Below are 13,985 nucleotides of genomic sequence, written 5' to 3'. Positions count from 1 at the left end.
CCGCCTAGCCGGTTACGCCGGCCAGATAGCTGTCGATGTACTGCGTCAGGTCCTGCAGCGCCGGCAGATCAAGCAGGAAGGCGACATAGCCGTAGATATGATGGCGTTCGATATTGAAATCGATCTTCAATGTCATCACCACGCCGTCCCATTGCTTGCCCGGCTGCCCCAGGATGTCGTTGCCGGTGCCGATGCGGTACATCGGCAGCGAACCCTGCAATTCCTTGCCGGAGGCATTGGCCAGCGTCGCCATGCAGGAATTCAGGATGATGTTGCCGATTTCGCTCATCGCTTCCTGTTCCATTTCGCTCAATTCTTCGAGCGACAGGCTTTGGCCCACCATCAGGCGCACGATTTCCAGGCTCTTCTCTTCCGGGAACATGAGAAAGGCTTCGGTATTGAATGCGCCGCTGAACTGCTGCGCGACTGCGCAGATGCGGCGGCCTTCCTGCGCGCCGAGCGTATGCGCGACTTCGGCGCGTCTCTGGAAGGTGATCTCGGGCACCGACATCGTGACTTCCTCGCTGACGATGCGGCTCATTGCCGCCGCCGCCTGGCCGACACCGATGTTGAAGATTTCGACGAGAGCGTCGTGCTGAAGCTCGGTGAGCTGGAACATGCCTATTTCCCGAAATTGGCGATGATCTGGTCGATGCGTTCCTCAGTGATCGGCTTGGCCGCAAATCCGATTCCCAAGGTCCTGGCCTTGTCCTGAATCGCGTCCTGCACATTGGCGGTCAGCAGCGTGATGCGCGCGGTCGGGCATTTGGCCTGGATCTTGTCCACGGCGGCGAGTCCGCCCATCCCGGGCATGTTCAGGTCAAGCAGCACCAGATCCGGGGTGAGGCCGTCGAGCCGAGCGATCGCTTCCTCCCCGCTGGCGGCTTCAGCGATGGTCCACGACGGCTGCTTCTGCGCCAGGAATTGCCGCGAGAGCATGCGGGAGATACGGCTGTCGTCCACCACGAGTACGGTTGTCATGTTTGCATCACTTCAGGGCAAGATTCAGGATTAATGCTTTATGGCAAGTTTATCATCGGAAACACATACATCTGCCATGTGTAGTAGAAAATACCTAATTCAGAGCGACGGCACATTCCTGCCTCGCCGTACTTCGGACGCGCTACGGCGAGGCGCAAACTGAACTAGAATACGACCTTCGATTTTTCATGCAATGCATCATGACCCAAGACGAACTCAAGCAAGCAGTGGCGCGCGCTGCGATCGAATTTGTACCGGCAGGCGAAATCATCGGCGTCGGCACCGGCTCCACCGCCAATTTCTTCATTGATGAGCTCGGCAAGATCAAGGATCGCGTCAAGGGCGCGGTCGCTTCCTCCGAAGCCACGGCAGACCGCCTGCGTTCGCACGGCATCCCGGTACTTGACCTGAACGATGTCGATTCCATGTCGATCTACATCGACGGCGCCGACGAGATCACTGCCTCGGGCGCCATGATCAAGGGCGGCGGCGCGGCGCTGACCCGCGAAAAGATCGTCGCTTCGGTCGCGAAGCAATTCATCTGCATCGCCGACGGCTCCAAGCTGGTGGATGCGCTCGGCGCCTTTCCGCTGCCCATCGAAGTCATTCCCATGGCGCAGGCTGCCGTGGCGCGCCAGCTCAAAACAATCGGCGGCGAGCCGCGTTTGCGGGTCAAGGACGGCAAGCCGGTAATCACCGATAACGGCTGCATGATCATCGATCTGGTCGGACTGCGTATTGCTGATCCGCGCAAGCTGGAAGCGGAAATCAACAACATTGTCGGCGTCGTCACCGTCGGCCTGTTCGCGCAGCGCGGCGCCGACGTGGCCCTGCTTGGTACGGCGGAAGGCGTCAAGAAGCTGACGTTCTAAGCCTGGCCTATGGAATCCCGGCATCGTAGCGCGGGAACCGGACATGAAAAAAGCCGCTGAAGCGATTCAGCGGCTTTTTTCGTTAGCGACACCTGATCACCGGTCAGGCAGCAGTCTTTACTCGGAAGGCGGAACGTAGCCTGCGGCGGCATCAGCGCCGGAACCGAAGAAATGATTTTCCATCTGGGTTGCCAGGTATTTGCGCGCGCGCGCATCGGCCAGGTTCAGGCGGTTTTCATTGACCAGCATGGTCTGGTGCTTGAGCCAGCCGGCCCAGGCTTCCTTGGAAACATTCTCGTAAATCTTCTTGCCGAGTTCGCCGGGATAGGGCGGGAAATCCAGACCTTCGGCTTCCTTGTTCAGCTTGACGCAGTGGACCGTGCGGGCCATGTTCTACTCCTTGTCGATTCAAAACGGGTCGGACGCGCCCTCGGTTGGAGGACACGCGGTTTTCAAAGTTGCTTGATCAGTACCAGCGACTTGCGTTGCCAGTTGTACATGTGCTGCCGGTCCTTCGGCAGGTCGTCGACCGTCGCCGGGACGAAGCCGCGCTTCATGAACCAATGCGCGGTACGGGTCGTGAGCACGAACAGCCGTGTGAAACCCGCGGCGCGCGCCCGGTTTTCCATGTGTTTCAGGATGCGCTCGCCGTCGCCCTGGCTCTGCACTTCCGGATTGACGGTGAGGCAAGCCATTTCCGCCATCTTTTCCGCCGGGAACGGGTAGAGCGCCGCGCAGCCGAAGATTACGCCGTCGTGTTCAATCACGGAGAAATAGTCGATTTCCCGTTCGATCAGTTCGCGGCCCCGCTTGACCAGGGTGCCGTCGGCTTCCAGCGGTTCGATCAATTTGAGGATGCCGCCGACATCTTCAATGGTCGCTTCGCGCAGGGTTTCCAGGTTCTCGGTGCTGACCATGGTGCCGACGCCGTCATGCGTGAAGATTTCCAGCATGGCGGAGCCGTCCAGTTCGAAGGGTACGATGTGCGAGCGCGGCACGCCGCTGCGCGACGCCTTGACGCAATGCTGCAGGTAGAAGGCCGTGTCCGGGGGCAGAATGCTGGATTTGAGCAGCACGTCAGCCTTGGCCGCCGTGAGCTCACGGATTTCGCGGCCCTCGGCATCGGTCATCATCGGTGTTTCGGTGATGAAAATCAGCTTGTCGGCGCGCAGCGCGGTCGCGGCCGACACCGCGACGTCTTCCATGGTCAGGTTGAACGCTTCGCCTGTCGGGGAAAAACCCAGCGGCGACAGCAATACCAGTCCGCCGGCACTTAATATCGGGTGGATGGTCTCATAGGCAATCTTGCGCGCCACACCGGTGAATTCCAGGTCGAGGCCGTCGATGACGCCGATCGGCCGGGCGGTGACGAAATTGCCGGAAATGATGCGGATGGCCGAATGCGCCATCGGCGTATTCGGCAAGCCTTGGCTGAAAGCCGCCTCGATATCGAGGCGCAGTTCGCCGGCGGCTTCCTTCACGCATTCCATCGCCGGCGCATCGGTGATGCGCAAGCCGTTGTGATAGCGCGCCGTCAGGTTGCGCAAGGCCAGCTGCTCCTCGACCTGCGGACGGGAACCATGCACGATCACGACCTTGATGCCGAGCGCATGCAGCAATGACAAGTCCTGGGCCAGGACGGGCAAGGCGCCGGCCATGACCAGCTCGCCGGGGAAGGCCACGACGAAGGTCTTCCCGCGGAAGGCGTGGATATACGGCGCCACCGAGCGCAGCCATTGCACGAATTCTATTGGATTTTCCATGATGCGCATTATATACAGAGCTTCCCTTGCAGTCGGTCCGGCAGCGCCAGCAGCGCCGGCATTCCTGCGGGCCGGCATGGCCGGCTCTGTATAATTCCCCCGATATGTCAGCTCCAGAACAATTACAGAAACCCGCGCCGGATGGGCGCACCGCGCAGCAGGCGGAAAAGACGGAAAAAACGCACAAGCAGCCGGCGAAGCCGCAAAGGCCGCAGGATCAGCCGAGGCAAGCCAGGCAGCCGCGGCAGCAGAATCCGCGTGACAACGGCAGGCCGCAACAGCAGCCGAAAGCCGCGCCGGAACCCGCCGTCCGCAATCCCTTGCCGCCCATCACCTTTCCCGAGGAACTGCCGGTTTCCGGCCGGCGCCGGGAAATCGCGGAGGCCCTGCGCGCCAACCAGGTCGTCATCGTGTCCGGCGAGACCGGTTCCGGCAAGACCACGCAGCTGCCCAAGATCTGTCTCGAACTCGGCCGCGGCCAGGCCGGACTGATCGGCCATACCCAGCCGCGCCGCATCGCCGCCTCGTCCACCGCGAAGCGCATCGCCCAGGAACTGGGCTCTCCGCTGGGCGAGCATGTAGGCTTCAAGGTGCGTTTCACTGATACCTTGTCCCGGGGCGCGTCGGTCAAGCTGATGACCGACGGCATCCTGCTGGCCGAGACGCAGACCGACCCGCTGCTCAGGCAGTACGACACCATCATCATCGACGAAGCGCATGAGCGCAGCCTGAACATCGACTTTCTGCTCGGCTACCTCAAGCAGCTGCTGCCGCGCCGGCCCGAACTGAAGATCATCATCACCTCGGCCACCATCGATGCCGAGCGCTTCGCCCGCCACTTCGCGCGGGGCGACAAGCTGCCTCCGGTCATTGAAGTCTCCGGCCGCCTGTATCCGGTGGAAATCCGTTACCGGCCGGTGGAGCCGGCGGAGAAATCCGACAGGCCCGATGGCCGCACGTCGGCGCAGAAGGAGCAGCGCGACCTGATGGATGCGGTGGTCGATGCGGTCGATGAACTGGCGCGCATCGGTCCCGGCGACGTGCTGGTGTTCCTGCCCGGCGAACGGGAAATCCGGGATGCCGCCGAAGCGCTGCGCAAGCACCATCCTCCGCATGTCGAGATCCTGCCTCTGTTCGCCCGCCTGTCGGTGCAGGAGCAGGAGCGGGTGTTCAAGACCTCGAACGCGCGGCGCATCGTGCTCGCGACCAACGTCGCCGAAACCTCGCTGACCGTACCCGGCATCCGTTACGTGGTCGATGCCGGCCTGGCGCGCGTCAAGCGCTACAGCTACCGCAACAAGGTCGAGCAGCTGCAGATCGAACCGGTCGCGCAGTCGGCCGCCAACCAGCGCGCCGGCCGCTGCGGCCGTGTCGCCGCCGGCGTCTGCATCCGCCTCTACGACGAACAGGATTTCCTGCAGCGGCCGAAATTCACCGATCCGGAGATCCTGCGCTCCTCGCTGGCGGCGGTCATCCTGCGCATGAAGGCGCTGCGGCTGGCCGATGTCGAAACCTTTCCCTTCATCGAGCCGCCCCTGGGCCGCGCGATCGCCGACGGCTACCAGCTGCTGCAGGAACTGGGGGCGGTCGACGATAACAACCAGCTGACACCCTTGGGCCGCCAGCTCGCCAAGCTGCCGCTCGATCCGCGCGTCGGCCGCATGATCCTCGCCGCGCGTGACAACGCCGCGCTCAACGAGGTGCTGATCATTGCCGCCGCGCTCTCGGTGCAGGACCCGCGCGACCGGCCGTTGGATGCGCAGGACGCCGCCGACAACGCGCACAAGAAATTCGCCGACGACAAGTCCGAGTTCCTCAGCTATCTCAAGATCTGGAAATGGTTCGAGGAAGCCATCGAGCACAAGAAATCCAACCGGCAATTGATGGACAGCTGCCGCGCCAACTTCCTGTCGCAGCTGCGGCTGCGCGAGTGGCGCGATGTGCATTCGCAGCTGCTGACGCTGGTGAAGGAGCAGGGCTGGCGCATGAACGAGTCGCCGGCCACCTATGAACAGCTGCATACCGCGCTGCTGACCGGCCTGCTGGGCAATGTCGGCTACAAGGCCGAGGACGAGGCGATCTACCTCGGCGCGCGCGGCATCAAGTTCCATATCTGGCCCGGATCGAGCCTGGCGAAGAAGGCAGGCCGCTGGATCATGGGCGCCGAACTGGTGGAAACCACGCGGCTGTACGCGCGCTGCATCGCGCAGATCCAGCCGGAGTGGCTGGAGCGGGTGGGCGGCCATCTGCTGAAGAAATCCTACGGCGACCCGCGCTGGGAAAAGCGCACCGCTCAGGTGTCCGCCTTTGAGCGCGCCACGCTCTACGGTCTGGTGGTCTACAGCCAGCGGCGCATCAACTACGGCCAGATCAATCCCAAGGAAGCGCGCGAGATCTTCATCCGCAGCGCGCTGGTGGCCGGCGAGTACGAGACCCGCTTTCCCTTCCTCGCGCATAACCAGAAGCTGGTGCGGGAAATCGAAAACCTCGAACACAAGTCGCGCCGTCTCGACGTGCTGGTTGACGAGGAACTGATCGCAGGCTTCTACGACAAGCTGATCCCTCAGGAGATCCATGCCGGCATCGCCTTCGAAAAGTGGCTCAAGGATGCGACGGCGGGCAATCCCAAGCTGCTGCACCTGAACCGCGACGACCTGATGCGTCATGAGGCAGCGGGCGTCACCACCGACCTGTTCCCGAAGACCATGCAGGTGGCCGGCGTGCCGATGACGCTGACCTATCACTTCGAGCCCGGCAGCCCGCGCGACGGCGTGACGCTGGCCGTGCCGCTGTATGCGCTGAACCAGGTATCGGCCGAGCGCGCCGACTGGCTGGTGCCGGGCATGCTGAAGGAAAAGGTGCACCTGCTGCTGAAATCGCTGCCGCAGAAGCTGCGCCGGCATTGCCTGCCGCTGCCCGACTATGCGGCCGGGTTCTGCGAGCGCGCCGAGTTCGGCAAGGGCAACCTGATCGACATGTTGATCGCCGACGTGCGCGAGCAGACCGGCATTACCGTCAAGACCACTGACTTCAAGCTAGAGACCCTGCCTGCGCATCACTTCATGAACTTCAAGATCATCGACGAGCACGGCAGGCAGCTTGAGATGGGGCGCACCCTGGCCAACCTGCAGGCGGAGTTCGGCGGGCAGGCCAGGGAGAGCTTCCAGCGCATCGCGGAGAAGAATGCGGTAGCGGCGATGGAGGCCATGGACGCTGGCACGCCCGACAAGCCGCAGGCTTCGAATGCCGGCAAGGCGGAAAGCAAGGCGGGAAACAATGCCGCCAGCCAGGCGCAAAAGACCGCGGCCGCGGAGCACCAGAACCTCACCGCATGGACCTTCGGCGAGCTGCCCGAACTGCTCGAAATCCAGCAGGGCAAGCAAAGCCTGATCGGCTTCCCGGCGCTGGTGGACAAGGGCTCGCACTGCGACCTCGAAGTCTTCGACGATCCCGCCGAAGCCGCGCGCGTGCACCATGCGGGCCTGCGCAAGCTGTTCGCGCTGCAGCTCAGGGAGCAGATCAAGTTCCTCGAGAAGAACGTGCCCGGCTTGCAGCAGATGGGCATGCAGTACATGTCGCTCGGCTCGCAGGAAGAGTTGCGCGAGCAGATCATACAGGCGGCGCTGGACCGCGCCTGCATGCAGGACCCGCTGCCGAAGAACGCGGAGGAATTCAACCGCCGCAAGGACGAAGGCAAGTCCCGCATCGGACTGCTGGTCAACGAGATCGCACGTCTCGCCGCACAGGTGCTGTCCGAGTACTACACCCTGCCCAAGAAGCTGCAGGGCGCGAAGACACATGCGCAAAGCGCCGCAGACATGCAGTCGCAGTTGCAGTCGCTGGTCGGCAAGCGCTTCATCGCCGACAACGACTATGGCCAGCTTGCGCATTTCCCGCGCTATCTAAAGGCGATCAATATCCGCCTGGAGAAGCTGCGCGCCGACCCTGCACGCGATGCGCGCCTGATGGCGGAGTGGATGCAGGTGGCTGCGCCCTGGCAGCGCGCGCAGAAGGACAGGCAGAAGAATTCCGACCCCAAGATGCAGGAATTCCGGTGGCTGCTGGAGGAATTGCGCGTGTCGCTCTTTGCGCAGGAACTGCGCACGCCGATGCCGGTGTCGGTCAAGCGCCTGCAGAAGGTGTGGGAATCGATGCAGCGTTGAGAGGTCGCCGACGGCTCTGCGGGCATGGTGCGTACGGCGCATCTGCTTGCGAAGTCCAGATGCGTGGATGGAAGGAAACTGTCGAACCCCTGTCGAAGCTGCCTGCTTCGGCAGGGCTTTTTCAACAGGGCACCCAAAGTACGACGTATTCTTGCGCCGAGGAATTTTTCTGGGCAATCATTCCTTGATCCGCCTCTGCCTCGCGCCAGCGCCTTTGTTCTGGCTCATATCTCCCGATTGAGCTTGTTCAACGGAGCTGACAGGCACGGCCAATATAGTGAGACCTAAAGACGTCCTATCCAACAGGAGACGGAAATGCGGTTCATCACGAATTCGGCCAACAGCCTCAACAGCCTGCACGCACGCCGCGAAGGCAGGGTGGCTCCATGAGACATGTGATTCTCGGCAACGGCCCGGCAGGGGTCATTGCCGCCGAAACCCTGCGCAAGAATGCGCCGGCCGACGACATCATCCTCGTCGGCGACGAGGTAGAGATGCCTTACTCGCGCACGGCCCTGCCCAGCCTGATAGCCGGGCAGATCAGCGAAGCCAGCATGCGCCTGCGGCGCGACAAGGATTATTTCGAACGGCTCCGAGTGGAGCAGGTCTTCGGCCGCGCGGCGCACGTCAGCACCCGTACGCGCACCGTCAAGATGGAAGACGGCAGCGCCATCGAATTCGACAAGCTTCTCATCTGCACCGGGTCCAAGCCGCGCGTTCCCGCCATTCCCGGCATCGACTTCCCCGGCGTGCATGCCTGCTGGACGCTGCAGGATGCGCGCCGGATCGCGGCGCTTGCGCAGCCCGGCTCGCGCGTGGTGCTGATCGGCGCAGGCTTCATCGGCTGTCTCGTCATGGAAGCACTGGCCAGGCGCGGTGTCGACCTCACCGTGGTCGAGAAGCGCGACCGCATGATGGCCAGCGCGCTGTGCCGCGGCGCGGGCGACATGGTCATGCGCTGGTGCGAAAGAAAGGGCATCAAGGTCCATACGTCGACGCGCGTGGTCGCCATCGGCACCAGCACGCTGCAGACCCTTGGCGCGCCGCACATCGCGCGCCTCTCCAGCGGCGCACAGCTGCAGGCCGACCTCATTGTCTACTGCGCCGGCAGCGTTCCCAACATCGACTTCCTGCGCGGCAGTGGGGTCAAGTTCCTGCAGGGCGTGGTGGTGGATGAAACCATGCAGACCAACGTCCCCGGCGTGTATGCCGCCGGCGACTGTGCCGAAACCTTCGACGAAGCCGCCGGCCGCAGCATCATTGCCGGCGTCCAGCCGAATGCCGGCGACCAGGCTTACTGCGCGGCGCTCAACATGGCCGACAAGCATGCCGTGCAACGCGCGGTGCGCCAGATCGACGTGTACGACACCATGGGCCTGATTTCCGCGTCCTTCGGCCACTGGCAGGGCATACGCGGCGGGCAGTGGGTGGAATTCGCCGATCAGGCCAACTACAAGTACATGCGCCTGGAATTCAGCCGCGACATCCTCGTCGGCAGCAATACCGTCGGCCTGACCGAGTATTCCGGCGTGCTGCGCGGCCTGATCCAGCACCAGGTGCGTCTCGGCGAATGGAAGGACCGTCTGCTGCAGGATCCGATGGTGCTCAAGGATGCCTACACCGAATGCGTGCAGCAGCATTACGTGCACCAGTCTTCGATCTTCCACAACCCGCCCGGCCTGCAGCCGGAGCCGGCACGCCAGGCGGTTTAGCGTCTCTTCCGGCCAAGTCGGCATTTCTCTGGAAGAGATGCGCCGGATTGCTGGTTGCGCCTTGATTTCGCGTAAAATCGCGGGAATTCGCGCATTGCAAGGAAGTGCCACGGTCCGGGACCGGAGCGTTTCAGTGATGCGCCGGCCCCGTTCCCCCAAGACTTCGCGAAAACAATGAGCATCAAATCCGACAAGTGGATCCGCCGCATGGCCCAGGACCACGGCATGATCGAACCCTTCGAGGCCGGCCAGGTGCGCCAAGCAAACGGCCACAAGATCGTCAGCTACGGCACTTCCTCCTATGGCTACGATATCCGCTGCGCCGACGAATTCAAGATCTTCACCAACATCAACAGCACGATTGTCGATCCGAAGAATTTCGACGAGAAATCCTTCGTCGACTTCAAGGGCGACGTCTGCATCATCCCGCCCAATTCCTTCGCGCTGGCGCGCACCGTCGAATACTTCCGCATCCCGCGCAGCGTGCTCACCATCTGCCTCGGCAAGTCGACCTATGCGCGCTGCGGCATCATCGTCAATGTCACGCCCTTCGAGCCGGAATGGGAAGGCTATGTGACGCTGGAGTTCTCCAACACCACGCCGCTGCCGGCGAAGATCTACGCCGGCGAGGGCTGCGCGCAGGTGCTGTTCTTCGAGAGCGATGAGGTGTGCGAGACTTCCTACAAGGACCGGGGCGGGAAGTACCAGGGGCAGCATGGGGTGACGTTGCCGAAGACTTGATTTCGGCTCCGGGTGTTATCCATTTCTCAAATTGAGGGAGGTGGATGACCGGAATGGCCCTGAGTGTCTGCTGTGCTTGCTAGATAGAGAAGGGGCCTTCCTCTCAAGAGGGGACGTCAAAACATAAAGAATGTTCCTCCCCTTTCAAGGGGGAGGCCAGGAGGGGGATGGGGTTAAATGACGCGGCTGAAATTGATGCCCTTGTAACCCATCCCCACCCCAACCCTCCCCTTGAAGGGGAGGGAGTGGAAGCGCAACGAACTGTCACTCCCAAGGACTCAAATCCAACCGTTACCCAGTCCCATCCACCCACGCCCGAAAAAAAACCCTTCCCCCAAATCCGGGGGAAGGGTCAGGCAAGGGCGGGATTGCATGCGATACCGCGTACTCCACGCAGTCGCGCCCGCACCCGAAACTTCCCCGCACGGGGAAGCAGCCCACTCAGGAGAGACTGAAATTCGAACCGCGTACCGGATTCATGCCATGAACCCCAGGTCGCGCGCCGAAAAATTGCCGATGTTCGGAAACACGTCGGCGATCTGCCCATTACTCAGCCCGAACCACTTCGCCAGCGTGGCCGCATACTGATCCACCGAAATCGCCGGCAGCAGGCTGCCCGAGCCGACATCCTCCGCATGGTTAAGGCCCGTCACCGGAAAGGTGCCGTAGATATCCTTGCCCTTGACCGCGCCGCCCATCACGAAATGATGCGAGCCCCAGCCGTGGTCGGTGCCGTCGCCATTGCTGGTGAAGGTGCGGCCGAAATCGGATGCGGTGAACAGCGTCACCTGCTTGCGCAGGTCGGCGCCGCCCAGCGTGGCCAGTGTCGTATCGAAATACGACATCGCATGCGCCAGCTTGGCCATCAGGTCGGCATGGTTGGTTTTCTCGAAATCATGCGTGTCGAAGCCGCCCATGCTGACGAAGAAAATCTGCCGCTGCGCGCCCAGGCCGCCACGTCCGGCAATCACCCGCGCTACTGTCTGCAGCTGCACGGCGAGCGGATTGTTGGCCAGCGCACCGGTATTGGGATTGGTGTACTGCGTCGGATTCGGCACGCCGGCGGCACCGGCCGGCGCCATCGCCGTGCTCAGCACGCCTTGCGCGTCGATGGAGCGCTTGACGATGGCTGCATGATCCTGCTCGAACACATTGCTGCGGCTGCCCGTCAGGATGGCCTGCAGAGAATTCGATCCGGCCGGCGCACCGAACAGCGTGCCGTTCACTCCCCCGATCGGCACCGCGCCGGAGGCATTGACCTGATACTGGTTGATTCTTTGCCCGGCCAGGAATACTGCATTGCCGGCCGCCGATACCGAGGTAAAGGTCGCATTGCCGTTCATCGACGCCAGCAGGTCTCCCATGCGACCGCCCCAGCCGAACTTGGCGCCTTCCGGGCGCGACGACTGCCACAGCGATTGCTGGTCGTTGTGCGAGAACAGCTTCGGCGGCAGCGGAATGCTCTGCGCCTTGTACTGAGCCCTCGTGGTGGGCATGACCAGCGGGCCAACATTGGCGACCACGGCGGCGCGTCCGCTGTCGAACAGGTCCTTCAATGGCCCGAGGCTGGGATGCAGCGAAAACTCGCGGCCCGGCTGCACGGTATTGGGCACGATGGGCAGTACGCCTCCCTGCATGCCTGCAGCGGGCAGCGCAATGGAGCCGGCTTCGTTGGTCGTGCGCACAGACGTGTAAGAAGACCAGGAACCGGGATCGGTCGCCAGCACCGTATTTGCATGGTCGTTGCCGCCGGCGAGAAACAGGCAGACGATGGCCTTGTAATCGCCGGCGGTCTGGGCAGCGGCCGCACCCATCGTCAGCAGGTTCAGCGCGAAAGGCGCACTGGCGGTGCCGACCACCGACATCAGCGATGCGGCGCGCAGGAAGTGCCGGCGGGAGGCGTTGGGTTTGTGAGTCATGATCGATCCTATTTCTGCACCAGGTATTCCGGCGACGCCATCGTGAGGAACACCGCGAGATAGACGCGGTTCCTGCGCGCGGTGGCGGCACTGGTGGCATTGCTTGCCGAGATGGCGACCGAGTTCACCGCATTGATGATCATGCCGCGCAGGCTCGTCGGCATCTGGTTCGCCATCAGCAGGAGATTGATGCGGTCGACCAGCTTGTCGGGCGTGTCGGCCAGCGTCAGTTCGATGCCGTAGTCCGGCTTGACGTCGCGCGTGTTGCCGGTGCCGTTGGCAATCACGTCGCGCATGAAATTGAGATAGCCGACCACGGAGGTTTCGCCGGTGATCTGCATCTCCGGCGCGACTAGGCCGGCGGCGGCGATCGCCGTGTTCGGCGGCACATAGCCGGGACGGTAGAAATTGAAGACCGACGGGCTGCGCATCGGCGTCTGGCCGAGCGAGGTCAGCGGATCGTCGAGGCTGCTCGACATCAGGAAGCGCCCGGAAGTCGACTTGGCACCGAAGGTCCGCATCCAGTTGGCCAGCCTCAGCACTGGCTCGCGCAGCTTGCCGCTGCGCGGATCGGCGAGTACCGCATCGCTGCGTGCCTCCGGGTCGAGCAGGATGGCGCGGATCACGGCTTTCATGTCGCCGCGCACGCCTTGCCCGTTGTTGGCGAAGGCGGCCGCCACCCGGCCGATGTATTGCGGACTGGGGTTGCTGGTGACGAGGCGCTGGATCAGCTGCCGGCCGATGAAAGGGCCGACGTTCGGATGATTGAACAGGGTATCGAGCGCGATTTTCAGGCTGACCTCCGGCGTCGCACCGGCCGGCACGGTTGCGCCGAGAAAGCGCTTTTCGGAGGTTGAGTGGAACTTCGGGTAGGACTGCATCGGCAGCCAGTCCCGGTTGGGATCGGCATTGCCGCCGTAGAAGCGGCTGTCGCTCTTGTCGGCGCCGGCCCAGCTCCAGCCGGTGAACACCTTGGCCAGCCCGCTGATGTCGGCGCTGGTATAGGTTTCGACGGGCTGGTTGTCGATCATTTTCAGCGAGCCGTCGGGGTTGAGTTCATTCAGGCCGATGGTCAGCAGCTGCATGACTTCCCGCGCGAAATTCTCGTCCGGCACCCGCGTGCCCGATTCCTTCTGGTTGCGCATCGAGGTCAGGTAGATGCCCATCATCGGATGCAGGGCAACCGCTTCCAGCAGGTTGCGGAAATTGCCGAAGGCATGCGCGGCCAGGGTGTCGTAGTAAGAAGCCACGCCGCGCGGATAACTGTTGACCGAACTGTCCTGCGCCGACACGACGAAGATCTGCGACAGCGCGAAGGCCATGCGCTGGCGCAGCTGGTCTTCGCCGGTGACGGCCTGCTTCCAGAATGATTCCTGGAAGTGGTTCTGCGTTGCCGAGGTGCCGAGCGAAGCGGTGATGCTGTCGATGTAGGCGCGGTGCAGTGCCTGCGGCTTTGCGAACTGGTCTTCGATCCAGGCGGTATAGCCGGTGGCGGTCAGGCGTTCGATGTCGGCTGTGGTTGCGCCGAAGCTAGCCTGCGCGAGCATGCGCGACGCTTGTGGAACGGACGGCATGTCGGCCGCTGTGCCGGCGATGCCGTTGCCATACCCGCCGGAATTTCCGGCATCGCCACCGATGCCGGGACCGGAAACGCTGCCCCCGCCACCGCCGCAGGACGCAAGAAGCGCCAGCGCGGCAGCGGAAACCTGTATCGACCCAGCAGAATCTGCTCAGATCATGCTGCTAAAGCGAATGCCTCAGCAGGCGTTTTCATGCCCAGTGCCTGATGCGGGCGCCGGGTGTTATAGAAGCCGATCCAGTCACCAATGGCCCG

The 13,985-nt window shown here is 62.9% G+C and carries 11 protein-coding genes; 4 read left to right on the top strand and 7 right to left on the bottom strand.

Annotated features, from left to right (window positions below; all coding sequences use genetic code 11):
* Positions 1-4: 4 nt before the first annotated feature.
* Positions 5-619, bottom strand: a complete 615-nt coding sequence (locus tag IGW03_RS22645; RefSeq protein ID WP_194724806.1) for a chemotaxis protein CheX — start codon at positions 617-619, stop codon at positions 5-7.
* Positions 620-621: 2 nt separating this feature from the next.
* A complete protein-coding gene (locus IGW03_RS22640; RefSeq protein WP_194724805.1) occupies positions 622-981 on the bottom strand; it encodes a response regulator in 360 nt (119 codons plus the stop codon).
* Between the two features lie 200 nt (positions 982-1,181).
* Between IGW03_RS22640 and rpiA the strand changes: the two genes are divergently transcribed.
* The gene (rpiA, locus tag IGW03_RS22635) at positions 1,182-1,853 is read left to right on the top strand and encodes a ribose-5-phosphate isomerase RpiA (protein ID WP_194724804.1); all 672 of its coding nucleotides are present in this window, start codon (positions 1,182-1,184) and stop codon (positions 1,851-1,853) included.
* Positions 1,854-1,970: 117 nt separating this feature from the next.
* On the opposite strand, the gene IGW03_RS22630 is transcribed toward rpiA, so the two are convergent.
* Together IGW03_RS22630 and argA are read right to left on the bottom strand one after the other, a co-directional pair.
* The gene (locus IGW03_RS22630) at positions 1,971-2,243 is read right to left on the bottom strand and encodes an oxidative damage protection protein (RefSeq protein ID WP_151637301.1); all 273 of its coding nucleotides are present in this window, start codon (positions 2,241-2,243) and stop codon (positions 1,971-1,973) included.
* Positions 2,244-2,305: 62 nt separating this feature from the next.
* Positions 2,306-3,616, bottom strand: coding sequence for an amino-acid N-acetyltransferase (argA, locus tag IGW03_RS22625; RefSeq protein WP_228535957.1), 1,311 nt, complete (start codon positions 3,614-3,616; stop codon positions 2,306-2,308).
* Between the two features lie 104 nt (positions 3,617-3,720).
* On the opposite strand from argA, the gene hrpA reads away from it, so the two are divergent.
* From hrpA to dcd, 3 genes are all read left to right on the top strand, one after another.
* Positions 3,721-7,779 carry an ATP-dependent RNA helicase HrpA gene (hrpA, locus tag IGW03_RS22620; protein ID WP_194724802.1) on the top strand — a complete coding sequence of 1,353 codons (4,059 nt, stop codon included), beginning with the start codon at positions 3,721-3,723 and terminating at the stop codon, positions 7,777-7,779.
* 386 nt (positions 7,780-8,165) lie between these two features.
* The gene (locus IGW03_RS22615; RefSeq protein ID WP_194724801.1) at positions 8,166-9,491 is read left to right on the top strand and encodes an NAD(P)/FAD-dependent oxidoreductase; all 1,326 of its coding nucleotides are present in this window, start codon (positions 8,166-8,168) and stop codon (positions 9,489-9,491) included.
* A 174-nt stretch (positions 9,492-9,665) separates the two neighbouring features.
* Positions 9,666-10,232 (top strand): dCTP deaminase, encoded by a 567-nt coding sequence (gene dcd / locus IGW03_RS22610; protein WP_194724800.1) that lies wholly within the window; start codon positions 9,666-9,668, stop codon positions 10,230-10,232.
* Between the two features lie 476 nt (positions 10,233-10,708).
* Here dcd and IGW03_RS22605 read toward each other — a convergent pair whose 3' ends face one another.
* The 3 genes from IGW03_RS22605 to IGW03_RS22595 form a co-directional block, all read right to left on the bottom strand.
* A complete protein-coding gene (locus IGW03_RS22605; protein ID WP_194724799.1) occupies positions 10,709-12,151 on the bottom strand; it encodes a DUF1501 domain-containing protein in 1,443 nt (480 codons plus the stop codon).
* Between the two features lie 8 nt (positions 12,152-12,159).
* Entirely contained in the window at positions 12,160-13,698 is a 1,539-nt protein-coding gene (locus tag IGW03_RS22600; protein WP_228535955.1) for a DUF1800 domain-containing protein, read from the bottom strand.
* A gap of 188 nt (positions 13,699-13,886) precedes the next feature.
* A complete protein-coding gene (locus IGW03_RS22595; RefSeq protein WP_438943671.1) occupies positions 13,887-13,979 on the bottom strand; it encodes an integrase core domain-containing protein in 93 nt (30 codons plus the stop codon).
* Positions 13,980-13,985 lie beyond the last annotated feature (6 nt).

It is taken from the genome of Noviherbaspirillum malthae, from assembly GCF_015352985.1.
GTDB lineage: Bacteria > Pseudomonadota > Gammaproteobacteria > Burkholderiales > Burkholderiaceae_D > Noviherbaspirillum > Noviherbaspirillum malthae.
The sequence above is the reverse complement of the archived record's forward strand: the minus strand, read 5'-3'. Positions and strand labels throughout refer to the sequence as shown.